Source organism: Streptomyces sp. bgisy159 (genome assembly GCF_057707805.1).
In genome coordinates this window covers 193,622-215,337 of the sequence record NZ_JBYIQX010000007.1, presented here as the reverse complement: position 1 = coordinate 215,337, position 21,716 = coordinate 193,622, and the positions used below count along the sequence as shown (strand labels likewise).

At 73.0% G+C, this 21,716-nt stretch carries 20 protein-coding genes and 6 tRNA genes; 10 read left to right on the top strand and 16 right to left on the bottom strand.

Annotated elements, in window-relative coordinates; genetic code table 11:
• Nucleotides 1-60: 60 nt before the first annotated feature.
• Complete coding sequence (locus AC3ET3_RS10390) at nt 61-2,565, top strand: SCO7613 C-terminal domain-containing membrane protein (protein WP_435612005.1); 2,505 nt, start codon at nt 61-63, stop codon at nt 2,563-2,565.
• Between the two features lie 4 nt (nt 2,566-2,569).
• Here AC3ET3_RS10390 and AC3ET3_RS10385 read toward each other — a convergent pair whose 3' ends face one another.
• The 7 genes from AC3ET3_RS10385 to AC3ET3_RS10355 all read right to left on the bottom strand — a co-directional run bounded on the left by AC3ET3_RS10385 (nt 2,570) and on the right by AC3ET3_RS10355 (nt 10,617).
• A complete protein-coding gene (locus tag AC3ET3_RS10385) occupies nt 2,570-5,317 on the bottom strand; it encodes an exo-rhamnogalacturonan lyase family protein (RefSeq protein ID WP_435612004.1) in 2,748 nt (915 codons plus the stop codon).
• A gap of 130 nt (nt 5,318-5,447) precedes the next feature.
• Nucleotides 5,448-6,050, bottom strand: a complete 603-nt coding sequence (locus AC3ET3_RS10380) for a hypothetical protein (protein WP_432134440.1) — start codon at nt 6,048-6,050, stop codon at nt 5,448-5,450.
• Between the two features lie 13 nt (nt 6,051-6,063).
• Nucleotides 6,064-6,993, bottom strand: coding sequence for a carbohydrate ABC transporter permease (locus AC3ET3_RS10375; RefSeq protein ID WP_432134441.1), 930 nt, complete (start codon nt 6,991-6,993; stop codon nt 6,064-6,066).
• Entirely contained in the window at nt 6,990-7,991 is a 1,002-nt protein-coding gene (locus AC3ET3_RS10370) for a carbohydrate ABC transporter permease (RefSeq protein WP_432158852.1), read from the bottom strand. Before AC3ET3_RS10370 ends, AC3ET3_RS10375 begins: the two co-directional genes overlap by 4 nt.
• A complete protein-coding gene (locus AC3ET3_RS10365; protein ID WP_432134443.1) occupies nt 7,991-9,280 on the bottom strand; it encodes an ABC transporter substrate-binding protein in 1,290 nt (429 codons plus the stop codon). The genes AC3ET3_RS10370 and AC3ET3_RS10365 overlap by 1 nt, the downstream gene beginning before the upstream one ends.
• A gap of 725 nt (nt 9,281-10,005) precedes the next feature.
• A tRNA-Val gene (locus AC3ET3_RS10360) sits at nt 10,006-10,077 on the bottom strand.
• Between the two features lie 75 nt (nt 10,078-10,152).
• Nucleotides 10,153-10,617, bottom strand: coding sequence for a TIGR02611 family protein (locus AC3ET3_RS10355; RefSeq protein WP_432134444.1), 465 nt, complete (start codon nt 10,615-10,617; stop codon nt 10,153-10,155).
• A gap of 191 nt (nt 10,618-10,808) precedes the next feature.
• Here AC3ET3_RS10355 and AC3ET3_RS10350 point away from each other — a divergent pair, with 191 nt between their 5' ends.
• Nucleotides 10,809-11,222: an SsgA family sporulation/cell division regulator gene (locus AC3ET3_RS10350; protein ID WP_004002642.1), complete on the top strand. Its 414-nt coding sequence runs from the start codon at nt 10,809-10,811 to the stop codon at nt 11,220-11,222.
• A gap of 237 nt (nt 11,223-11,459) precedes the next feature.
• Nucleotides 11,460-12,020, top strand: coding sequence for a CGNR zinc finger domain-containing protein (locus tag AC3ET3_RS10345; RefSeq protein WP_432134445.1), 561 nt, complete (start codon nt 11,460-11,462; stop codon nt 12,018-12,020).
• A 105-nt stretch (nt 12,021-12,125) separates the two neighbouring features.
• On the opposite strand, the gene AC3ET3_RS10340 is transcribed toward AC3ET3_RS10345, so the two are convergent.
• From AC3ET3_RS10340 to AC3ET3_RS10330, 3 genes are all read right to left on the bottom strand, one after another.
• A complete protein-coding gene (locus AC3ET3_RS10340; protein WP_432134446.1) occupies nt 12,126-12,278 on the bottom strand; it encodes a hypothetical protein in 153 nt (50 codons plus the stop codon).
• 167 nt (nt 12,279-12,445) lie between these two features.
• On the bottom strand, nt 12,446-12,889 hold the full coding sequence (locus AC3ET3_RS10335) for a hypothetical protein (protein WP_432134447.1): 444 nt from the start codon (nt 12,887-12,889) through the stop codon (nt 12,446-12,448).
• A gap of 77 nt (nt 12,890-12,966) precedes the next feature.
• Nucleotides 12,967-13,128, bottom strand: a complete 162-nt coding sequence (locus AC3ET3_RS10330; protein ID WP_432134448.1) for a hypothetical protein — start codon at nt 13,126-13,128, stop codon at nt 12,967-12,969.
• Between AC3ET3_RS10330 and AC3ET3_RS10325 the strand changes: the two genes are divergently transcribed.
• Nucleotides 13,127-13,675, top strand: coding sequence for a DsbA family protein (locus tag AC3ET3_RS10325; RefSeq protein ID WP_432134449.1), 549 nt, complete (start codon nt 13,127-13,129; stop codon nt 13,673-13,675). The two genes, AC3ET3_RS10330 and AC3ET3_RS10325, sit on opposite strands and share 2 nt — an antisense overlap.
• Before the next feature lie 195 nt (nt 13,676-13,870).
• On the opposite strand, the gene AC3ET3_RS10320 is transcribed toward AC3ET3_RS10325, so the two are convergent.
• The 3 genes from AC3ET3_RS10320 to AC3ET3_RS10310 form a co-directional block, all read right to left on the bottom strand.
• A complete protein-coding gene (locus AC3ET3_RS10320; RefSeq protein ID WP_435612003.1) occupies nt 13,871-14,695 on the bottom strand; it encodes a GNAT family N-acetyltransferase in 825 nt (274 codons plus the stop codon).
• A gap of 75 nt (nt 14,696-14,770) precedes the next feature.
• Complete coding sequence (locus tag AC3ET3_RS10315; protein ID WP_432134451.1) at nt 14,771-15,592, bottom strand: aminotransferase class IV; 822 nt, start codon at nt 15,590-15,592, stop codon at nt 14,771-14,773.
• Nucleotides 15,589-16,644: a chorismate-binding protein gene (locus AC3ET3_RS10310; protein ID WP_435612002.1), complete on the bottom strand. Its 1,056-nt coding sequence runs from the start codon at nt 16,642-16,644 to the stop codon at nt 15,589-15,591. The genes AC3ET3_RS10315 and AC3ET3_RS10310 overlap by 4 nt, the downstream gene beginning before the upstream one ends.
• A gap of 175 nt (nt 16,645-16,819) precedes the next feature.
• Between AC3ET3_RS10310 and AC3ET3_RS10305 the strand changes: the two genes are divergently transcribed.
• From AC3ET3_RS10305 to AC3ET3_RS10285, 5 genes are all read left to right on the top strand, one after another.
• Nucleotides 16,820-16,892 (top strand) — tRNA-Gly (locus tag AC3ET3_RS10305).
• Nucleotides 16,893-16,930: 38 nt separating this feature from the next.
• Nucleotides 16,931-17,004 (top strand) — tRNA-Cys (locus AC3ET3_RS10300).
• A 1-nt stretch (nt 17,005) separates the two neighbouring features.
• A tRNA-Val gene (locus tag AC3ET3_RS10295) sits at nt 17,006-17,077 on the top strand.
• A gap of 40 nt (nt 17,078-17,117) precedes the next feature.
• Nucleotides 17,118-17,189, top strand: a tRNA-Val gene (locus AC3ET3_RS10290).
• Nucleotides 17,190-17,216: 27 nt separating this feature from the next.
• Nucleotides 17,217-17,288 (top strand) — tRNA-Val (locus AC3ET3_RS10285).
• 55 nt (nt 17,289-17,343) lie between these two features.
• Here AC3ET3_RS10285 and AC3ET3_RS10280 read toward each other — a convergent pair.
• The 3 genes from AC3ET3_RS10280 to AC3ET3_RS10270 all read right to left on the bottom strand — a co-directional run bounded on the left by AC3ET3_RS10280 (nt 17,344) and on the right by AC3ET3_RS10270 (nt 19,575).
• Nucleotides 17,344-17,637 carry a TFIIB-type zinc ribbon-containing protein gene (locus AC3ET3_RS10280; RefSeq protein ID WP_432134453.1) on the bottom strand — a complete coding sequence of 98 codons (294 nt, stop codon included), beginning with the start codon at nt 17,635-17,637 and terminating at the stop codon, nt 17,344-17,346.
• Nucleotides 17,638-17,718: 81 nt separating this feature from the next.
• Entirely contained in the window at nt 17,719-18,684 is a 966-nt protein-coding gene (locus AC3ET3_RS10275) for a phosphotransferase (protein WP_435612001.1), read from the bottom strand.
• Nucleotides 18,685-19,365: 681 nt separating this feature from the next.
• Nucleotides 19,366-19,575, bottom strand: a complete 210-nt coding sequence (locus AC3ET3_RS10270; RefSeq protein ID WP_432134455.1) for a hypothetical protein — start codon at nt 19,573-19,575, stop codon at nt 19,366-19,368.
• A 670-nt stretch (nt 19,576-20,245) separates the two neighbouring features.
• Between AC3ET3_RS10270 and AC3ET3_RS10265 the strand changes: the two genes are divergently transcribed.
• Nucleotides 20,246-21,664, top strand: a complete 1,419-nt coding sequence (locus AC3ET3_RS10265; RefSeq protein WP_435612008.1) for a serine/threonine-protein kinase — start codon at nt 20,246-20,248, stop codon at nt 21,662-21,664.
• The last annotated feature ends 52 nt before the right edge of the window (nt 21,665-21,716 follow it).

Below are 21,716 nucleotides of genomic sequence, written 5' to 3'. Positions count from 1 at the left end.
AGTAGGCGGTGAGTACGCGTACTCATGGCGGGCGCCGTGGCGCGGGCCACACTCCGAAGCATGACAACCTTTCCGCCCCCGGCCGAGGAGCTGCGGCTCCTCGATGCCGAGCTGCGGCAACTGGACGCGCGGCGCGGCCAGTTGCTGGCCCGACGCGCCCAGCTGGTCGCGGCTCTGTACGCGGTGGCCCCGCGGCCCCTGGCCGGGCCGGCACCGTCGGCGCCGCCGCGCCCCGAGGCGTCGGCACCCCGGGTGCAGAACGTGCTGCTGGTCCTCGGCGGCGTACTGCTGACGGTCGCCGCGGCGGCGTTCACCCTGCTCAGCTGGGGTGACCTGGGGATCGCCGGGCGGGCGACGGTGCTCGGTGCGGTGACGGCGGCGGTGCTGGCCGCGCCGCTGTTCCTGCTGCGCCGGGGGCTGCGTTCGACGGCGGAGTCGGTGGCCGGTCTGGGGCTGGCGCTGACGGTGCTGGACGCCTACGCGCTGCACGAGGCGGCGCTCGGCGGGACGGACGGCACGGCGTACGCGGCGGTCTCGGCGGCGGTGCTCGCGACGCTGTGGACGGGGTACGGGGCGGTGTCGGCCGACCTGCGGCTGCCGCGCCCGGCGGCCCTGACCGCCGCTCAGTTCCCGCTGCTGCTCGGGGCGTTGGCGGTGGACGCGGAGGCGTACGGGATCTCCGCCGTGCTGCTGGTGACAGCCGCGGCGGACGCCGTGGTGGCGGTGCGCGAGCGCTCCGGGTCCGCGGTGTCGTTCGGGGCACCGCGGATCGTGGCGGTGGCGGGCGCGGGCCTGCTGGGCGGCGGGGGTGCCCTGATCGCGCTCCGGCTGTCGTGGACGGCGGACGGTCCGGGGGCGGCTGCCGGTGCGGCGGCGCTGCTGGGCTTCGCGTCGATGGTCGCGGTGGGTGCCGCCCACCGCACGGCGCGCGGTTCGGAGCGGCTGAAGGGTGCGGCGGGTGCGCCGTCCTCCGCGGGGGCCGTCCCACCGGGGACCGTCCCACCGCGGGCCGTCCCGCCGGGGATGTCCGGCCCCTCCCCCGCGTTCCGTGTGGCCGCCGGTACGGCTCTGTCCGGCGGTCTCCTCCTGGTCGTGGCGCTGGGCGGGCTGCTGCGGGTGTCGCTGCCCGGAGGCTGGGCGGTGCCGGCACATCTGGTGTGCGCGGTCGCCCTGGCGGGTGGGGCCGCTCTGACGGGCGTGGCCCGGGTGTGGTTGCCGGAGGCGGTGCGGCGGGGGCTGGTGGGTGCCGGCGCGGCCGTGCAGGCGCTGTCGCTGCTGTGGGCGCTGCCGCTGGTCCTGGTGGTGGTGACAGGTCCGCTCGGGTGGGCGCAGCGGCCGTGGTCGGGCGGGCCGGGGGACGCGCGCGAGGCGGTGACGGTGCTCACGCCGTGGCCGCCGTACGCGCCGCAGGCGCTGGTCGTGCTGGTGGTCCTCGCGGGTGTCGCGGCGCTGTCGGCGCGCCGGGCGGGGGAACGGTCCTGGGCGTCGACCGGTGCGGTGGTGCTGGGCTGGACGGCGGTGCTCGGTCTCCCGGCGGTCCTGGCGCTCCCGTACCCGGCCGGCCTGGCGCTGCTCGGTGCGGCGACGGCGGCGCTGCTCGCCCTGGAGGGTCGTCTGCCGCATCCGCGGGCCGGTACGGTCCTGGCGCTGATCACCTCCGTCGACCTGGCGTTCCTGGCCCTGGCCGACCGTACGGCGACGTTGGCGGTGCTGTCCGCCCTGGCCGTGCTGTGCGCGGTGGCGTCGGGGTCGGTGCGCCGTTCCCCGCTCACCGCTCCGGCCGCCGTGGTGTACGCGACGGCCCTGGCCTGTGCCACGGGTGCCGCCGCGGGCTGGTCCGCGCCGCACACGGCCCTGCTGGTGCTGGCCGTACCGGCGGCGTGCGCGCCGCTCGCGGCGCGGGCCGGCGCAGTGACCGGGCTCGGGGTCGAGAGCGCGGGCGCCGCGGCCGGGGCCGTCGCGGTCGGTCTGGCGGTGACCGACGCGCCGGTGCTGGCGCTGGTCCTGTCGCTGCTCGGGGTGGTGGCGGCGGGGACGGCGGCCCGCCCGGACCGCCGTCAGGCCGGTTACGCGGCGGCCGTGCTGTTCCTGCTGGCGTCCTGGGTCCGGCTGGCGGCGTGGGACGTGGGCACGCCGGAGGCGTACACACTGCCGGTGACCGTGCCGGCGCTGCTGGTCGGCGTCCGGCGCAGGCGGCGGGAGCCGCGACTCGGGTCGTGGCCGGCGTACGGCCCCGGGCTGGCCGTCACGCTGGTGCCGAGCCTCGGAGCCGCCTGGACCGACGCGGGGTGGACCCGTCCCCTGCTGCTGGGTAGCGCGGCGCTGGCGGTCACCCTGCTCGGCGCCCGGCACCGGCTGCGTGCGCCGCTGGTGCTCGGCGGTGCGGTGCTGGTGCTGGACGCGCTGCACGAGCTGGCGCCCTATCTGGTCCAGGTCGCCGACGGGCTGCCCCGCTGGGTGCCGCCCGCCCTCGCCGGGCTGCTACTGCTCGCCGCCGGTGCGACGTACGAGCAGCGCATCCGGGACGTCCGGCGGGTGCGGGAGGCGCTGGGGAGGATGAACTGACGGGCTACGACGGCATCTTGTCGCCCAGCATCGCCAGGTTCTCGATGGCGGCGAGGCCGTAGAGGGCGGTGGCGTTGGTGCTGATCCAGGGCACCTCGCTGCCGCCCACGAGGGCGGTGGGGCCGTCGACCTTCACCGTCCTCCAGTCGTTGGACTCCTTGTAGTCCCAGGTGTCCCGGCTGTTGTAGAACTGCCGCCACGCGCGCTCGGCGAGCGTGGCGTCGCCGGTCTGCACGGCGGCGTACGCGTCGAGCCGCGAGTGGCCCTGGAACAGGAGCAGGGTGCCGAAGTTCTTGCCGTAGCGGGCGGCCTGCTCCGCCTTGCTCGCGTTGTAGTAGCGGCAGTAGTCGAGGTAGGCCTCCTTGAACTTCGGCATGTCGACCAGGTGGATCAGCTCGGCGCACAGCTCACCGAGGCCGAAGACGGCCGACAGGTGTGAGACGTTGACCTCGGGTGTCCCGGCGACGGCGAACCGGCCGGTGTCCAGGTCGTAGAGGCCGCTGCCCTGCACGAAGCCGTTGGGCTGGGCGGCGATGGTCTCCATGGTGGACAGCACGCGCGCCCTGGCCTTCTCCCACTTGGGGCCCTTGCGCTCCCACTCGGTGAGCCAGGCGGAGACCAGGCCGCTCCAGTCGGTGCCGAAGCCGATCGACAGGGCGTGCCGGTCGGGGGTGTAGGGCTCGGTGCGGATCTTGCGGATGGGATCGAGGACGAGGAAGGTCTCGTCGGAGTCGACGTTGGCGTGCATGAGGTCGCCGACGCGTTCGTCGGCGGTGAGGAAGTAGTAGTAGCGGCGGTAGGTGGTGTTGGCGATGCGCTGCTGCTTGGCGCTGTCGGCGTAGTGCTGCACGCCGTGCCGGGTGCCGAGGCCGGCCCACTTGCCGAGGTGGTAGACGTCGACCTCCCCGGTGTGCCGGGTCATGGCCTCGGCGAAGCGGAACAGGTCGGAGCGGCCGGAGCGCAGGTAGGCGAACCAGAGCCAGAGGTCGGGCGAGAGTTCGGAGTTGTCCCACGCGTAGCCGCCGACGTCGTAGCGCCACTGGTGCCGTGCCTCGTCGTACGAGTGCATGATGTCGCCGTAGTCCCAGAAGCCGTACCAGCGGCGCTGCTCCACCTGGTCCTTGTAGTAGGTGAAGAGGAAGTCGAGGTGGTCCTCGATCTTCGCCTTGGCGGGCGTGGAGCGGTCCGGCTCGGAGTAGAGGCCGGGGCCGAAGACCTGGGCCTTGATCAGCTGCCGGGGTGGTGCGGCGAGCTGGGGCAGCACCCGGACGGCCTCGGCCTGTTCGGCGAGCTTCTCGGGGGCGGGGGTGGACTCGTTGGCCCAGAAGAGGAGTTCGGAGGTGCGGGCGATGCCGTAGGGGGTGCCGAAGCCGGGCTCGTAGTCCTCGTAGGTGATGTTGAGCCCTTCGAGCTGCTCGGGGTAGGTGTCCTGGCCCATCCCGTCGTGGTAGAAGCGCAGGTCCATGGGCTGGGCCTCGGGCGACCAGAGCCAGAGGGTGACGTGGGCCTCGTCGGTCTGGGCGTCGCGGATGTCGAGCTGGGCGGGGAACTTCTCCCAGAAGTCCCTGAGACCGAAGGAGAGTCCGCCGCTCGCACCGCCGACGTAGCCGAAGCCGGAGGCGCGCCTGCCGCCGCCGGCGGCGATCCAGCCGTGGCCCTTCTTGGTGCGCTTGCGCACGGTGAAGCCGTCGGCGGACAGCTGGGACAGGGTGTAGTCGCCCCACTCGGGGATGTACTGCAGCCGGCTGGTGACCCGCTGGTCCCAGGTGGCCGGGTCGGGCAGTTTCTCGCCCTTGAACTGGGCGGCCTGGACGGCCGCGCCCGGGTCGCGGCGCAGGCCGGTGATGCCCTTGACGGCCTCGCGCAGCAGGCCGGTGCCCTCGCCGCCGATGCGGATGTGGCGGTCGTAGGCCTCGTCGCGCAGCGGGACGGTGAAGCGGACGCCGAGGCCTCGGACGAAGTCGCCACTGGCCTTGCCGGGCTCCTGCTTCCCGTCGTAGGTGATGGTGTGGACCATGCGGAAGGAGTCGGCGCCGGCGTAGAAGTACAGGCGGATGGAGAACGGCAGCCAGCTCCGGTTGCCCTTGCGGTGCTTGCCGTCGACGCGGACGACGGCGCGGACCGGGCCCTCCTGTTCCACGGTGACCTCGTCGATGGCGCCGTCGAAGCGCTCGGTCTTCACGGTGCCCTGATCGCCGTCCTCGATCTCGGGCTGGCGGACGAGGACGAGCCGGCCGTTCCTGGCGATCTCGGTGGAGCCGCGGGTGACGGACTTGACGATCCCGGCGCCGTTCTTGCCGATCCTGACGGTGATGACGCCGGTGGAGACGTCGATGGTGCCGCCCCGTTGGTCGACGGTGACCTCGTTGGCGGGGGCCGCGGGGGTGCCGGTGGTCAGGGTGAGCTTGCCGGAGCCGGAACTGACGGCGTGGGCGGACCACTTCAGGGAGCCGTCGGGCCAGTAGGCGATCGGCCAGGACTGCACGGGAACGGCCTTGCCGTCGGCGTCCGTGAGAGCGAAGGCCTGGTCCGGCTGGTGGGCGCCCATCGGCCAGGGCACGCCGAGCGTGGAGCCGGGGGCGGCGCCGAGGCCGCCGTCCTCCAGCCAGTCGAGGGTGACCGGGTCCTGGTCGGCGGATCCGGCGCTCGGCGCGGCCTGCGCGGGGTTGTTCCCCAGCGCCCAGCTGAACTGGGCGGCGGCGCCGGTGACCGCGGCGGCCTTGAGCAGGGACCTGCGGGGCATGGGAGTCATGGAAGGTCTGCCTTTCCTTTCCGTGCGGGAGGGGTGCGTGCGGGGCACGACCTGGAACTGCTGGTCAGGGGCATGACAGGGGAAGGCGCGGCGCGCGGGGCGCCGGCCCGGTCCGGTAAGGGGCGGCCGGTCAGCGGTGCCGGTACCGCTCCTCCACGGCGACGGCGGCCGCCGCGACTGCCCCCAGGACGGGGACCGCCAGCGGCGCGGCGAACCAGGTGGAGACGGCGACGACGGCCAGGCCGCCGACGATCAGGAAGGACCCGGCCGGGTCGAGGACGGTCCGGCGGCCCGCGTCCGCGAGCAGGGCACGCCAGCGGGCGTCCGGGGTCCAGACGGCGGCCGCACGCAACCCGGCCACCAGCGCGCCGATCAGCGCGACCACGCCGACCGCCCCGACCAGCGGACCGCCGGGCAGACCGGCCTCCACGGCCTGGACGTCCACCCGGACCGCGGCCAGCGCCGCCCAGCCGGCCGCCCCGACCAGCCAGCCGCCGCGCACGGCGGTCCGGAAGTCGGCGGCGAACTCCCGCCAACCGCCGTTCTGATGGCCGGTACGGCGGCGCAGGTGCCGGGCGCCGGCGGCGAAGGCGGCCGGGTAGGTCACCACGCCCAGCGAGGCGATGGCGATCCACACACCGGTCAGCAGTGCCTCGGCGAAGACGGCGAACCGCTCGGCGAACCGCTCGGCGAACGGTGACTCCTCGTGTGCTCTCACCCGGGCCCGGCCCATGCGGCGGCTCACCTCAGCCCTTCAGCCCGGAGGTGGCCATGCCGTCGATGAGATAGCGCTGGAAGGCCAGGAAGAAGGCGAGCACCGGCAGCAGGGCGACCAGCGACATGGCGATCATCCCGCCGTAGTTGGCCACGCCCTCCTGGTCCACGAACATCTTCAGCCCCAGGGAGACGGTGTACTTGTCGGGCTCGTTGAGGTAGATCAGCGGTCCCATGAAGTCGTTCCAGGCGTTGATGAAGGTGAAGATCGCGCTGGTGATCAGCGCCGGGCGGCACAGCGGCAGCACGATCGACCAGTAGATCCGCAGGTGCCCGCAGCCGTCGAGGCGGGCGGCCTCGTCGAGTTCCTTGGGCAGGTTGCGCATGAACTGCACCATCAGGAAGACGAAGAACGCCTCCGTGGCCAGGTACTTGCCGAGCAGCAGCGGGGTGTACGTGTTGATCAGGCCCATGTTGCGGAAGAGCACGTACTGCGGGATGAGCAGGACGTGGTACGGCAGCAACAGCGTGCCGATCATGAGCGTGAACAGCAGGTTGCGGCCCGCGAACCGGATCTTCGCGAAGGCGTAGGCCGTCAGGGAGCAGGAGATCAGGATCCCGGCCACCGAGCCGACCGCCAGGAAGATCGAGTTCAGGAAGAACGTGGAGATCGAGATGTCCGCGATGCCGTCGGCGAGGCTGGTGTAGTTGGTGGTGATCGGGTCGCTCGGGAAGAGGTCGAGGCTGCCGACGACGTCCTCGCTCTTCTTGAAGGACCCGCCGACGACCCAGATCACCGGGTAGAGGATCACGGCGAGGATCGCCAGCGACCCGAGGTGCCAGGCGAGGGAGCCGGACAGCTTCCGGCGCAGCCCGGCGGCCCGGGCGGGGGCAGGCGCCCTCCCGGTGGCCGGTGGGGGGACCCGCGGGTCCAGCGGGGTCGAGAGATCGGGGGAGCTCATCGGGCGCCCTCCTCGTAGTGGACCCAGCGCTTCTGGGACCAGAACAGCACCGCCGTCACCAGGGCGACCGCGACCAGGAGCATCCAGGCCATGGCGGAGGCCAGGCCCATCCGGCTGTTCTCGAAGCCCTGAACGTAGAGGTAGCAGGTATAGACCATCGAACCGTCGGCGGGACCGCAGGCGTTGCCTCCGGCACCGCCGCCGACGATGTACGCCGAGCTGAAGATCTGGAAGGAGTGGATGGTCTCCAGCAGGACGTTGAAGAACAGCACGGGGGAGATCATCGGCAGGGTGATGTTCCAGAACCGCCTCAGCCGGCCCGCCCCGTCGACCTCGGCCGCCTCGTACAGCTCGCGCGGGACCTGCTTGAGGCCGGCCAGGAAGATGACCATGGGGGCGCCGAACTGCCAGACGGTCAGTGCCACCAGGCTGTAGAGGATGAGGTCCGGGTCGCCGGTCCAGCCGCCGGCGTCGATGCCGAAGACCTGCTGCGCGCGGTCGACGACCGCGTCGTCTGAGAAGATCGCCTTCCAGACGATGGCGACCGAGACGCTCGCGCCGATCAGCGACGGCGCGTAGAAGGCAGCCCGGTAGAAGGCCTGTCCGCGCCGCTTCTGCGCCAGCAGCAGCGCCACGCCGAGCGCCAGCAGCAGCTTCAGCGGCGTCCCGACGGCGACGTACCACAGCGTCACCCGCACCGAGTGGCGCCAGCGCGGGTCCCCGAACATCTCGGAGAAGTTGTCCAGGCCGATCCACCGGGGGCTGTCGAACAGGTTGTAGTCGGTGAACGCGAAGTAGAGGGAGGCGACCATCGGGCCCGCTGTGAGCAGCAGGAAGCCGGCGATCCAGGGGGACATGAACAGATAGCCGGCCAGGGTCTCCCGACGGCCCCGCCGCTTGGCGTCGGCGGGGCGCGCGGACGTCACCGGACCGTGCCGCGGCTCGGAGCGCCGGGTCGGGCTCTCCGTGGCAGGGGCGTGCGTCACGGTGGATCCCATCAGTTGCCGAGAGCCGTCTTCGACTCGCTGAAGAACTGCTTGACGGCGTCGTCCACCGAGCGGCTGCCCAGCCCCACTTCCTCACCGATGCGCAGGAACGCGGCCTCGCAGATGTCCGCGCCGTTCGGGTGCGGGGTGATGGGCTCCAGGACACCGGCCTCGACCAGGGACTGCTCGTACTCGGCGATCGCCTTGTTCACCGGGTCGGTGGGCTGGAACGCGTCGTACTGGGCCTGGGTGGCGGGCACCCCGCGGTCGTACCCCATGATCCTGGCGACCTCGGGATCGTGGACCATGAAGCTGATGAACTGGGCGACCTCCTTGGGGTGTTTGGTGCGCTTGGAGGCGCTCAGCATCAGCGAGCCGAGGTACTGGCCGGTCTTCTTGCCGTCCGTGGTCGGGATGGGGGCCAGGCCGTACTCGCTCTTGCCCTCGGAGGTGTAGCGGACGGTGAAGTTGTCCCAGGTGAACTCGCCGCCGGCGAGGCCGGCCGCGACCGCCGACTTGGGCTTGATCTGGGCAACCTTCTTCTGGTCGGCGTACAGGCCCTGCTTGACGCCCGCCTCGGCCTTCGTCCACCAGTCCGTCAGATCCGGTTCGGCGAAGCCCAGTCCGTCCTCGGTGAAGAACGCCTTGCCGTTCTGGCGCAGGTAGAGGTCGTAGAGGTACATGATGTTGTACGGGCCGGTGTCGCCGGCGCGGCCCGACTTGTCGCGGATCTTCGCCATCGCCGCGTGGTAGTCGTCCCAGGTCCAGCCCTGCTCCGGGGTGACGCCGGCCCTGGTGTAGACGGGCTTGTCGATGACCAGGGCCATGGAGTTGGAGCCGACCGGGACACCGAGCAGCTTGCCGTCGATCTCGCCGAACTTCTCCAGACCCGCGCGGAAACCGTCCATGGAGAGGTTGCCCGCCTTCACCTGCTCACCGAGGTCCAGGAGCACATTCTTCGCGTCGTATTTGCGCAGGAATCCAATGGCATTCTGAAAGACGTCCGGCGGATTCCCCCCGGAGGCCTGGGTGTTGAACTTCTTCCAGAAATCCGTGTACGGCTGGAAGTCGGTCTTGACCTTGATCTTCGGGTACTTCTTCTCGAAGAGCGCGATGGTCTTGTTGATGCGCTGGGCACGGTCCTCCGCACCCCACCATGCGTAACGGATCGTCACCGTCCCGTCGGACGACGTGTCACCGTCCCCACCGCAGCCGGCCGTGGCGGCCAGCCCCAGCGTGGCCACGGACGCCCCGGCCGCCTTCAGGATCGTCCGCCTCTCAACACTCCTGCTGGTTCCCACGGTCGGGCCCCTCCCCGCAGCGTCCTCGCTGCATGAATCGTTTCAAGAAAGCGCTTGCTGGCACAAGGTACGTAGGGGTGGGGAGAGCGTCAATGATTCGGACAGGAATTTCTCGCGGGCCCGGGCGGCGAGGGGCGAGCGCCGGGGCGGCGGGGCCGGTCGACCGGGACGGAGAACGTGCAGGTGAGCGATGCGTGGTCGAAGTACCGAACGCGCTCGTCGAGTTGAGGCGCCGGCGGAAAACCGAGGAAGAGGGGGCGGCGCCGGGCAACGCGAGGGCTCGGGGCGCCGGTGAGGTCCCGGGGGGTCGGGAGGAGGTCCCCGGGGGGGCCGGGAGGAGGTCCCCGGGGGCGGAAGTGGACGGCGGAACTGCCAGGTGAGCGGCCGTTGTGGGCGAGGCATGACGCCGGGGTTTCCACGCTGACTCGGGCGGGACGGGGCGGCCCCTGGCCTGGGGAAGACGGGTGCGCTGCGGGCCGGAAGCACCGACGCATGGCGTTCCGCGCGGTCGGCCGCCCATGCGGCCCTCGTCCGCCCTCCCGGCGACCACAGCCCGCGATCGAGGGAGGCTCCGGCGGGCGCGGGTCCAAGGGATTTTCCGGCGCGCGTCCAAGCCGCCGGCGTCGCCTACGCCTACGGCGCCGAACGCGAGCCCCCACGCCCGAAGAGCGGGGAGAAACGCCGTCGGCCCGCCTGCCGAGGGGCAGACGGGCCGACGGTCCGGGTGGGCGATACTGGGTTCGAACCAGTGACCTCTTCGGTGTGAACGAAGCGCTCTCCCACTGAGCTAATCGCCCGGGCGCAGGAAGAACATTACCCCATGTCACGGGGTGCCTGTGACCAGGGGCGGGCGGGCGGGGCGTCCGCCGGGCTCACTGGTTCTCGATCTTCCACGGCATGACGAACCCGAACTTCCACACGTAGACGCCGGTGATCACGCCCACGATGACGAGGCCGAGCGCGGTCAGGATCAGGTTGCGGCGGCGCACCTTGGGGTCGAGGGCACGCTGGGCCGCCTCGGTCACCTTGCGTTTGGTCCAGCGCAGCACGAGCTGGGCCCAGACGAACTCGGTCGCCCAGATCGCCATGCCACCGAAGATCACGACCCACCCGGGTCCGGGCAGCGGCAGCATGATGACGCCGGCGCCCACCACCGCCAGGCCGACGACGAACACGCCGACCTGCCAGCTGAGGTGGAGCACCCGGCGCGCCTTGACGAACTCCGGCGCCCGGGAGCCGAGCCCCTCGGTCTCTTCCCGCTCCTCCGTCGCGCTGCCCGCCTTCACGTCGTCCACGGTCATGGCACCCTCGCCGAACCGGTCACTCCCCGTATTCATACGACCAAACCCTACCCGAGAGAAACTGCTCACCGGAATGGTCGTACCCGGAGAACGCACCCTCCGCCGGACGAGGTACGTAAAGACACGCAAAACACTCAGAGGGGTTTACAACGGCACCGTAGGTGGCATGTCGATTTCGCCGACGTGCGAATCCCCGAGCGCACACTGAGCGAAAGGCCCTGGCGCTTATGAACACCACGGTCAGCTGCGAGCTGCACCTGCGCCTCGTTGTGTCGAGCGAGTCCTCCCTGCCTGTCCCCGCAGGCCTGCGGTACGACACGGCCGACCCCTACGCCGTGCACGCCACCTTCCACACCGGAGCCGAGGAGACCGTCGAGTGGGTGTTCGCCCGCGACCTCCTCGCCGAGGGCCTGCACCGGCCCACCGGCACCGGCGACGTCCGCGTCTGGCCGTCGCGCAGTCACGGCCAGGGCGTCGTCTGCATCGCCCTGAGCTCCCCGGAGGGCGAGGCCCTGCTCGAAGCCCCGGCGCGGGCACTGGAGTCCTTCCTGAAGCGCACCGACGCCGCCGTGCCCCCCGGCACGGAGCACCGGCACTTCGATCTGGATCAGGAGTTGTCGCACATTCTGGCGGAGAGCTAGAGCACGGTCCCCAGCGCACCGCCCGGCACCGTCCACTCGGGGAGACGGTCCGCGGCGGTACGGCCCCCTACGCCAGTCGCCGACGCCGCACCACCGATCCGTACGATCGGTGGTGCGGCGTCGGCGTGTGCGGTCGCCGCGATCCGCGGCCGGGATCCGGTGGCTCCGCTCGCCGGTACGGCTACCATCGGCCAGCATCGGCGGGCACCCGCCCGTCCTCAGGCCAGGGAGCGAATCGTGTTGATCACCCACGACACCCGGTGTGCCCTCGATGCCGTGGTGGATCTGGTGAACACCGCACCGGAGGACGAGACGACCCCCGACGGGCTGGCGGACCTCGGCGCCCTCGCGGAGTTCGTGCGCGGTCATGCGATCAGTGATGTCGGTGTGCTGTCCGAGCTCGACCTCTCGGCGGTGCGCAAGATCCGCGGGCGGTTCGCCCGGATCTTCGCTGCCCCCGACGCCCGTACCGCTGCGGGGCTGATCAACGAGCTGGTCGCCGCGGCCGGAACCACTCCGAGGCTCACCGACCACGACGGCTACGACTGGCATGTGCACTACTTCGCGCCAGGTGCCTCCGTCGCGGACCATCTGGCGGCCGACTGCGGCATGGCGCTGGCGTTCTTCGTGGTGGCCGGGGAACAGGAGCGACTGCGCCGCTGCGAGGCGCCCGACTGCCGACGCGCCTTCGTCGACCTCTCCCGCAACCGTTCGCGCCGCTACTGCGACAGTCGTACCTGCGGTAACCGCCTCCATGTCGCCGCCTACCGGGCTCGGCGGAAAGAAGCGGCGGGCTGAGAGTCGCTCCCGACGGCGCGGCGCCGGGCGGGTGCGGCCCGTGCGGGCCGCCCGGGTGTCGACGCGGTCCCCCGGCGGGTGGCGCCGGGGGACCGCGGGTACGGCTCAGAGCAGCAGCAGGTCGTGCAGCGCGGCCATGAGCAGCAGACACCCGATCACCGCAAGGAAGATCATCAGCGGTGGCTGGGAGAGGGCGAAGAGGCATCCGCGCGGCTCGTCCTGCGGCGGCGCGGCCTCGCTCTGTTTCGTGTCCAGCATCTCGCGGTGATGATGGCGCAGCCGACCGCCCCGGCGCGATCAGCGCCCGGAGCGTGAACAGGAGGGCGCCGATTTGGCGATCTCCTTTTCACACGGTGATCACTTCCGTGCGCCCGCGCGCCCGTCTGTGTCGTTTCGCGCCGCGGGCGGCAGCGGGCGCCCGGCGCTCATATGCCGTGCTTCTTGAGGATGGCCTCGATGTCGCTGAAGTCGTCGGAGGCGTCCGAGCGGGGCGCGGCGGCGGGCTTGGCCGTCGGCCGGGCCGCGGAGCCCAGGGAGGGCGCCGAGGCCGCGGGCGCGACCGCCTCCGTCCGGCCGGCGCGGGCCGCTCTGCGCTCCTGGCGGGCGCCGCCGCCCCGGCGACGCTCCACCGCACGGGTGAGCGCGAACAGTCCCCACGCGACGCCGAGCACGCCGAATCCGGCCCACGCCGTCGGGCTGAAGGCGGTGTCGGCGACCCAGTCGACGACGCCGGTCATCACCAGCCCCAGCGGCACCAGCGCGTAGGCGGCGATGCGGGTGGCTGCGAGGAAACGCTTGCGGTAGGCCGTGACCGCCGCGATGCCCAGGCCGGCCGCGGCGACGGCGGAACAGACGGTCTCGGCAATCATCCGGTCCTCCAGAAACAGGAGACGTGGCGGGTCGGGCCGGGGAGGCCGGCCTCATCCGGTCCCTTCCATCGTGCACCTCACCGGGTCCCGCGGGCCATGTTCCCGGCGGACATCAGGGACATCTCCGGGTCGCCTCCTCCCCAGGTGCCGCTCGGGCGGTCGTCACCGGGGACGGCCGGACGCCGGTCGTCGTGGTCCGGATTGGGGAGCGGGAGGGCCGGCTGGGAGACTGGGGTCATGAACGACTCCTCCCCCGCCGCTCCCGCCTCGCCGCCCGTCGCCGCCGTCGACCCCGTCGTCCTCGACGTGTGGTGCGAACTGCAGTGCGCGGACTGCCGCAGCGCCCTCACCGATCTGCGTGCCCTGCGCGAGCGCTACGGGGACCGGCTGGAGCTGCGGCTGCGGCATTTCCCGCTGGAGAAGCACAAGTACGCCTTCGCCGCCGCGCAGGCCGCCGAGGAGGCCGCCGAGCAGGGGCGGGGCTGGGCGTACGTGGAGGCCGTACTGGACCGGGTCGAGGAACTGGACCGTCGGGGCGAGCCCTTCCTGGTCGAGGTGGCGGACGAACTCGGCCTGGACTCGGAGGAGTTCGACACCGCTCTGATCGACGGCCGGCACATCCTGATCGTGGACGCCGACCAGGCCGAGGGCAAGGCGATCGGCGTGACCGGCACTCCCACGTACGTCATCGGCGGGGAACGTCTCGACGGCGGCAAGAGCCAGTCGGGCCTGCGCGAGCGCGTCGAGGAGATCACCGACCGGCTGCTCGGCCAGGACGACGCCTGACAGTGAGGATGTGTGACGTGGTGACAATGTCGTCAGGTCTGCCCTCTGGCCTGACCGGCGTCCACTGAGCCGCCGAAAGCAGCCGCGGATCGACGCCGGCCTCCGCTACACGTACCCGGAGCCACCGCGGCGCCGTGCGCGCACCTCACTCCGGCGCCGTGCGCGGAGAAACCCGCCGCAGCGTCGGCCACGGCCTCACAGCAGCGCCTTGTACAGGGTGTACTGCCGGGTCTGGTAGCCGAGGGATTCGTAGAGCCGCTCGGCGGGGGTGTTGCCCGCGAAGACGTTGAGTCCGATGACCCGCCGTCCGGCGGCGATCGCCTGGGCCTCGGCCAGCAGCATGAGGGTGCGGCCGTGGCCCCGGCCGCGGTGGGCGGTGTCGGTCTTGACGTCGTAGACGTAGGCCTGGTCCTCGCGCGGGCCGACCCACAGGGTGCCGACCGGTGTGCCCGCGTGCTCCAGGACGCTGAGCCACACGTCCGGTGTGCGCGGGCCGTCCGGCAGCAGTGTCGCGTGGTCCCGCTCCGACTTGGCCCGGGCCTCGCTCTCGGGCACACCCCGGTCGACGAGGCTGCGGACGTACTCCTCCCGGCTCTCGGCCAGCCAGGGGCCGTACTCCGCCTCGGTCATCGATCGGGCCCGGCTGTCCGGGGGCAACGCGGGCGGGGTGTCGCCGAGCGCCTTGTCCATGAGGCGGTTGCGGACGACGTAGCCGAGGGCGTGGACCAGCCGCAGCGCCGCCCCGGCGGTGGCCGGGACCGTCGTCTCGATGCGCCGGCATCCCCAGCCGCGCGCCACCTCCTCCGCGGCGAGGGCGGCCACGGTGGCGCGGCCGCGCCGGCGGTCGGGCTCCTCGATCCGCAGGTCCACGATGCGGGCGACGGTGTCGCCGAGCAGGGGGTGGGTGTCGAGGTGGAGGGCACCGACGGGACGGCCGTTCACGCACACCTGGTAGTGGCGTGAACGCGTTCCGTCGGCGTTGCGCTGAAGCGGCTCGATCGGCCGCAGGGTCGTGGTCATCACGGGTGTTCTACCCGGTGGCGGAGCCGCAGTCAGCCCGTTTTCCCGGGCTGTTCCCCGGCTCCCGCCGTCGCCTCAGGGGTCGAGGTCGGCGCCGGCCCGCTCGTCGAAGGTCCGCATGGCCTTGGCGGTCACCGGCCCCGGCGCACCCGGGAGTTGGCGCTCGTCGACGCGGTGGACGGCCTGGACGTCGCGCAGGGTGGAGGTCAGGAAGACCTCCTCCGCCCGCTCCAGCACCTCCAGCGGCAGGTCGGTCTCCCTGGCGCCGGTCCACTCCACCGTCAGCGCGCGGGTGATGCCGGCGAGGCAGCCGGAGGCGAGCGGCGGGGTGTGGATCTCGCCGTCGAGCACCACGAAGACGTTCGACCCCGTGCCCTCGCACAGCTGCCCGACCGTGTTGCCGAACAGCGCCTCGGAGGCGTCTCGTTCGCGGGCGCGGGCGAGGGCGACCACGTTCTCGGCGTACGACGTGGTCTTCAGGCCGGCGAGCGCGCCGCGCTCGTTGCGGGTCCACGGGACGGTGATCGCGGCGGTGGAGTCGGGCCGGCGGGTGGTCGCGCCGAGGGCGACCACCAAGGTGGGGCCGTGCTCACCGCGGTCGGAGCCGAGGGGGCCGTGCCCGCCGGTGTAGGTGATGCGCAGCCGGCCGAGCGGCACCGGGTTGGCGTCCAGCACGGCGGCGCAGGCGCGGCGGACCTCGTCGAGGTCCGGGTCGGGCAGGCCGAGGCCGCGCGCCGAGCGGGTGAGCCGGTCGAGGTGGCGGCTGAGCGCGAAGGGCCTGCCGTCCACCGCCTTGACCGTCTCGAAGATGCCGTCGCCCACGGTCAGTCCGTGGTCGAAGACGGAGACACGGGCGGACTCGGTGTCCTGCAACCCGCCGTCGAGCCAGATCTTCACTTCTCCAGGTCCTCTCCGCTCACCTCGTACGCCCCCGACGCTACCGCGAGCAGCCGGGACGCCTTCAGTTCGGTCTCTCGCCACTCCCCCTCGGGGTCCGATCCCCAGGTGATACCGGCGCCGGTGCCGAAACGCAGGACGGCCGCGCCGTCGGCGGCGCGGTCGATCCAGAAGGTGCGGATACCGACGGCCAGCCCGCCGGTCCCGCGGTCCGCGTCGACCCAGCCGATGCCGCCGCAGTAGGGGCCGCGCGGCGCGGTCTCCAGGGCGTCGATGATCCGCAGCGCGCTGGACTTGGGCGCGCCGGTGACCGAGCCGGGCGGGAAGGCCGCGGCCAGCAGCTCGGGCCAGCCGGCCCCGGCGCGCAGCTCGCCGCGGACCGTGGACACCAGGTGGACCAGGCCGGGGTGCTTCTCCACCGCGCACAGGTCGGGGACCGTGACGCTGCCGGTGGCGCAGACGCGGCCCATGTCGTTGCGGACCAGGTCCACGATCATCACGTTCTCCGCGTAGTCCTTGTCCAGCAGGTCCGCCTCGGTGCGGCCGGTGCCCTTGATGGGGCCGGACTCGACGGTCCGGCCGTCGCGGCGCAGGAAGAGCTCGGGGGACGCGGTCGCGATCTCGACGCCGTGAGCGGGCAGGCGGATCGTTCCGGCGTACGGTGCCGGGTTGCCGCGGGCCAGCAGCGCGGTCAGGGCGTCCACGTCCGCGTCGGGGCCGACGGGCGCCGACAGCACCCGGCAGAGGTTGGCCTGGTAGACCTCGCCGGTCGCTATGTGTTCGCGGATGCGGCGCACGCCGGCGGTGTAGGCGGCGTGGTCGAGGGACGAGGTCCAGTCGCCGGCCGCCGGTCCCCGCCAGGCCCCGGGCACGGGCGCCGGCACGGGGGCGTGGCGCACGTCCGCGAAGCGGGCGCAGGTCAGCCGCCCCTCGTAGTCCGCGGCGACGGCCCAGAAGCCGGTGGAGTCCAGGGCGGCCGGGTCGCCGGTGACGTCGAGGAGGCCGGTGGCGACGCGGTCGCCGAAGCGGGCGAGAGGAGGCAGGTGGAGCACGCTGTCGAGTCTAGGACGGCCGTCCGGGGGCGGCCCCGGCACCGGCCGTGGGAGCGTGACCAGGTGCGGGACGGGGTGCGGCGCAGCACGCTGCACAAACGCGTTTTTGTGCTGGCCCGGGAATCCGCTAGAGTTCAACACGTCGCCGGGACGCGGAAGCGGACCGAAACGACAGGCGGACGTAGCTCAGTTGGTAGAGCGCAACCTTGCCAAGGTTGAGGTCGCGAGTTCGAGCCTCGTCGTCCGCTCGAAGGAAGTAGGGGTCTTCCCGATCCCTTACACTCCTGGTGGAGTGGCCGAGAGGCGAGGCAACGGCCTGCAAAGCCGTCTACACGGGTTCAAATCCCGTCTCCACCTCCAAGGACGATTAGCTCAGCGGGAGAGCGCTTCCCTGACACGGAAGAGGTCACTGGTTCAATCCCAGTATCGTCCACTGGGTCCTCGGATCCTGGATCTTCTCGAAGATCCCACCCGCGCGATTAGCTCAGCGGGAGAGCGCTTCCCTGACACGGAAGAGGTCACTGGTTCAATCCCAGTATCGCGCACGCTCTGTGACCCGTCGGTCACAGTGAGGACGATTAGCTCAGCGGGAGAGCGCTTCCCTGACACGGAAGAGGTCACTGGTTCAATCCCAGTATCGTCCACACTCCACGAAGCCCCCGGTCCGGTGACCGGGGGCTTCTTCGCGCTCCGGGGAGGTCAGCTGGAGAACAGCATGTGGCCGAAGCTCTTGTGACGCTTGTGACCGTAGTGACCGCCGTGGTGGCCGCCGTGCTGGGGAGCACCCCAGGCCGGTGCGGGCGGGGCCGCCGGGTACGCCTGCGGGGCGGCGGGCGGGGGCGGGGCCTGCTGGGCCCACTGGGACTCCAGACGGGTCAGCGTCTCCAGCTCGCCGTAGTCGAGGAAGATCCCCCGGCAGTTGCTGCACTGCTCGATCTGGACGCCGTTGCGGTTGTAGGTGTGCATCGGCGCATGGCACTTCGGACACTGCATGGTTCGGCTCAACTCCTCGCCGGTCGGTCCTGCTTCGCGTATCGCCAGGACAGACTCCGTCCGGCGGCGGCTGGTTGCAGCCTACGGGGTCGCGGGGACCGTGAGTGGCGGCGGGAGGCTTCCCATCCGGGCACAGGCGTCCACCAGGGACCGCTCGACCTCGTCGAGGGGTCGTCCGGCGGCCGCCGCCTTCGTCACGGCGCGAGCGGCGCTCTGGACGGTGAGGGCGCGGGCCGGGACGTCGAGGGCGGGCCACGGGTCGCCGTGCCCGCCGGGGGCGTCCGGGGGCACGGCGGGGCCGTCGGCGGCGCGGTAGGCGGTGAGGAAGCGGAGCCAGTCCTCGGGAGGGAGGAGACCGCAGGCGTACCAGGCGGCCGGGCGGGCGAGGTCCCAGGCGGGGACGCCGGTGCCGAGGTCGTCCACGTCGATCAGGCGCCAGGGGCCGTCGGGGGCGGGGTGGCGGACCAGCTGACCGAGGTGCAGGTCGCCGTGGCACAGGGCGGGGGCGCCCGGCGCGGGGGCCTCGGCACGGGCCCAGGCGGGGAGGGTGGTCCAGGCGGTGAGCACCGGTCCGGTGGCCGGATGGCGGAGCGCGGCGGCACGCAGCACCGCGACGGCGCGGGCGGCCTTCTCGGGGCCGCGCATCGGGGGGACGGTGCCCCAGGAGGCGACGGGGGTGCGGTGCAGGCGCGCGAGGAGGGTTCCGGCCGCTTCCCACGGGGCGGCCTCCGGGTCGTCCGGGTCCACCGGTGTGCCGTACGGCCAGGAGGTGACCAAGCGGCCGTGGAGCGGGGCCGGGGTGGGCCCGAGGGGCGGCAGGAGCAGTCCGGGTAGCCGCGCGGCGACGGCGAGACGGGCGGTGAGGTCAGCCGGGTCCGTGCCCGGGGCGTGCGCCTTGGCGACCGTGTCCCCGTGCCGGACGACGGTGGCGTCCGGGCGGTCGGTGAGGGTCGCGGAGCCGCACGCGCAGCTGCCGGCCGGGCGGGACGGGTGAGCGACGGTACGGGCGCGGGCGGTCAGGTCCGGGAGCAAGGGGGCGTTCGGCATGAGGCTCCCTGGGAGGGGCGGGGTTCTCGGAGAGGGTACGCGGCTGGGGGCGCCGGCCCGACGCCCGTGCGGGACGGCCGCGGCCGGGCCCCGGGCGTGGGAAGGACGGGGCGCGAGGCGGGCGGGGCAAGGTCCGGCACTGCTCGGGCCGCGGACGGGGGTGATGCGCGGCCCGGTCCGTCCGTTCGCCTGGGACGGGGCCGGTCTGGTCCGCTGCCGCGGGATGCCGCGGGGCGGGAGAGGCCGGGCGACCCGCTCCGGCTGCTCCCGTCGACCGAGGCGGGCATGCAGTCCGCTGCCGCGAGAGTGCCGCGAGGCGAGGAAGGCCGGGCGACCCGCTCCGGCTGCTGCCGTCGACCGAAGCGGGCATGCAGTCCGCCGCCGCGAGAGTGCCGCGCGGCAAGGAAGGCCGGGCGACCCGCTCCGGCTGCTGCCGTCGACCGGGGCGGGCATGCAGTCCGGTGCGGCGGAGGGTCGGTGTGCCGGAGGGTGGTGCAGTAGGCCGGGGCCGGGGTGGCGGGATGCCGGCCCGGGCACCGGCCGGCGTCAGGGCAGAGAGCAATGCCGGCGCAGCTCCCCAGCTGCGCCGGCATCTGTGCCGTCCGCCGCACCCCCGTCCCCACGGGGTTTCATGGGTGGATGTCCCCGCCCGGACCGCTCTTCCGGGCCTGGGGTCGCCGCTCAGCGCCCCAGCATCACGCCCACGGACGACGCCTGTGTGGCCACCGTCTCCCAGCCGTCGAAGACGACGAGGAGCAGGGCCGCCAGGGGAAGGGCCATCAGCGTCGCCACCAGCGGGTGGCGGCGGCCCTGGCGGCGGGGGCGGAACGCGGCGTCGTACGCCTCGACCGCCTCCTCGCGGACCGGCGTCCGCGGTGCCGTCCGGGCCATGGTCCCTCTCCTGACCGTCTCGGTTGTCGCTCTCGGTGTGGTGGGCAGCGGCGGGTGTCTGACCTCGGGGGACGAGTGCTGCACCCGCCGCTTGACCTCAAATCTAGGCTCGCGGGGGCCGGCGGGCGTCATGCCGTCGTACCGATTGCCGGGCCTCCCGGAGGATGAGCCGTGACCTGCGGTGTACTCCCCTGGTTGGAGACGCGGCCCCCGGTCTCGGGGTCTTCCCGGAGGGGGTGCCCGTCCTGCCCGGTTCCTCCGCCGTCGGCCGGGCGCGGGCAGGGTGCGTGCGGCGATGGCGGCGCGTGCGCCGCCGCGACGGCGCGGGGACCGTCGACGGGTGACATCGCTCACTTCCGGCGGGCTTGTGGCCCCCGCCGCCGCCGGTCGCCGGCCTGCCCCGCCGCGCGCCGCCCCGGGTGTCCGTGCCGCTTCCGCGGGGTTCACGGCCCGCTCCGGGCAGAGCCGCCGCTGATCTTCAACCTGCCTCGCGGGACCGGCGGTTGAGATCGTGCCCGGACCAAGGGCCGCCTGCGGTCAGGTGCCCTGACCGCTCCTCAGGTCCGGCGCCGGGGACGGACAATCGATCGGGGCGAGAGGGCGCGGCCTCTGCGCGCGAGCCGCCGTGGAAACGTAAGCTGTGCCACGTCACACGGACCGGGCAGCGGGGATGAACATGGCGATGATGCGCCTGAGGCGCGAGGACCCGCGCGTCGTCGGCTCGTTCAGGCTTCACCGACGGCTCGGCGCGGGCGGGATGGGAGTCGTCTATCTGGGCTCCGACAAGAAGGGCCAGCGCGTCGCACTGAAGGTGATCCGGCCCGATCTGGCGGAGGACCAGGAGTTCCGGTCGCGGTTCGCGCGCGAGGTGTCGGCCGCGCGCAGGATCCGGGGCGGCTGCACCGCCCGGCTGGTGGCCGCGGACCTGGACGCCGAACGGCCGTGGTTCGCCACCCAGTACGTTCCCGGGCCCTCGCTGCACGACAAGGTCGTCGACGAGGGCCCGCTGGGCGCGGCCGACGTCGCCGCGATCGGGGCCGCGCTGTCCGAGGGGCTGGTCGCCGTCCACGAGGCCGGTGTCGTGCACCGGGACCTGAAGCCGTCGAACATCCTGCTGTCCCCGAAGGGGCCCCGGATCATCGACTTCGGTATCGCGTGGGCGACGGGCGCCTCCACGCTCACGCACGTCGGGACCGCTGTCGGCTCCCCGGGCTTCCTCGCTCCCGAGCAGGTGCGCGGGGCGGCGGTCACCCCGGCCACCGACGTGTTCGCGCTGGGCGCCACACTCGCCTACGCCTCCATGGCCGACTCCCCCTTCGGGCACGGCAGTTCCGAGGTGATGCTGTACCGGGTGGTGCACGAGGAGCCGCAGCTGCACGGGGTGCCGGACGCACTCGGCCCCCTGGTGCGCGCCTGCCTGGCCAAGGATCCCGAGGAGCGGCCCAGCACGCTGGACCTGTCGCTGCGGCTGAAGGAGATCGCCGCCCGCGAGGCGCAGGGGCTCGGGGACTCCCGGCCGCCGGTGCCGCGCGCCGGTGAGGCCGAGCGGCCCACGGGACGGCTGACCGACACCGGCTACCCGCGGCACGGGCAGCGCAGACCGGCGGGCGGGCCGGGCACGCCGTTGCCGAGGGGCGGGGTTTCCTCCTCCCGCGGTTCGGGGGCGCCGGACCGGAACGGGGTGCCTTCGCGGGGCGGCGGCGGGCGTGGCTCGGTCCCGTCGTCCCGGGGCACCGGCCCCAGGCCCAGCCCGGCGGCCCGCAACACGCCCGCCGGTCGGGCCACGCCCACCGGCCGCAACACCCGGCCCGGTACGGGCGGTCGGCCCGCGCCCCGCGGTGGTGCCGACCGCAGGACTCCCCGGCCGACCGGGACCGGGCGGCGCCCCGCCAATCCCCGGCTGCTGCGTCAGCGGCTGTTCGTCTTCGTGGTCGTGACCTTGCTCGTCGCGCTCGGCATCGCCGTCGTCCAGGGCTGCCAAGGACCCGCGCGTGGGCTCGGCGGCCACTCCGGCGTCGTACGGCAGGAACGGCCGTCCGCGCCGGACGGCGGGGTGGTGGCCCTGACGGCCGGACAGGGCCACCGGTAGGCGCGGCCGGCCGCCACGTCGCAGGGTACTGGGCCTGCCGGGGCGGCCCGGT

Coding starts and splice junctions, on each gene's coding strand:
- AC3ET3_RS10270 (WP_432134455.1), bottom strand. CDS start 19,575: ATGGCCCGGACGGCACCGCGGACGCCGGTCCGCGAGGAGGCGGTCGAG.
- AC3ET3_RS10275 (WP_435612001.1), bottom strand. CDS start 18,684: ATGCCGAACGCCCCCTTGCTCCCGGACCTGACCGCCCGCGCCCGTACC.
- AC3ET3_RS10355 (WP_432134444.1), bottom strand. CDS start 10,617: ATGAATACGGGGAGTGACCGGTTCGGCGAGGGTGCCATGACCGTGGAC.
- AC3ET3_RS10390 (WP_435612005.1), top strand. CDS start 61: ATGACAACCTTTCCGCCCCCGGCCGAGGAGCTGCGGCTCCTCGATGCC.
- AC3ET3_RS10380 (WP_432134440.1), bottom strand. CDS start 6,050: ATGGGCCGGGCCCGGGTGAGAGCACACGAGGAGTCACCGTTCGCCGAG.
- AC3ET3_RS10335 (WP_432134447.1), bottom strand. CDS start 12,889: ATGATTGCCGAGACCGTCTGTTCCGCCGTCGCCGCGGCCGGCCTGGGC.
- AC3ET3_RS10325 (WP_432134449.1), top strand. CDS start 13,127: ATGAACGACTCCTCCCCCGCCGCTCCCGCCTCGCCGCCCGTCGCCGCC.
- AC3ET3_RS10265 (WP_435612008.1), top strand. CDS start 20,246: ATGAACATGGCGATGATGCGCCTGAGGCGCGAGGACCCGCGCGTCGTC.
- AC3ET3_RS10370 (WP_432158852.1), bottom strand. CDS start 7,991: ATGGGATCCACCGTGACGCACGCCCCTGCCACGGAGAGCCCGACCCGG.
- AC3ET3_RS10340 (WP_432134446.1), bottom strand. CDS start 12,278: ATGCTGGACACGAAACAGAGCGAGGCCGCGCCGCCGCAGGACGAGCCG.
- AC3ET3_RS10375 (WP_432134441.1), bottom strand. CDS start 6,993: ATGAGCTCCCCCGATCTCTCGACCCCGCTGGACCCGCGGGTCCCCCCA.
- AC3ET3_RS10385 (WP_435612004.1), bottom strand. CDS start 5,317: ATGACTCCCATGCCCCGCAGGTCCCTGCTCAAGGCCGCCGCGGTCACC.
- AC3ET3_RS10350 (WP_004002642.1), top strand. CDS start 10,809: ATGAACACCACGGTCAGCTGCGAGCTGCACCTGCGCCTCGTTGTGTCG.
- AC3ET3_RS10320 (WP_435612003.1), bottom strand. CDS start 14,695: ATGACCACGACCCTGCGGCCGATCGAGCCGCTTCAGCGCAACGCCGAC.
- AC3ET3_RS10330 (WP_432134448.1), bottom strand. CDS start 13,128: ATGACCCCAGTCTCCCAGCCGGCCCTCCCGCTCCCCAATCCGGACCAC.
- AC3ET3_RS10280 (WP_432134453.1), bottom strand. CDS start 17,637: ATGCAGTGTCCGAAGTGCCATGCGCCGATGCACACCTACAACCGCAAC.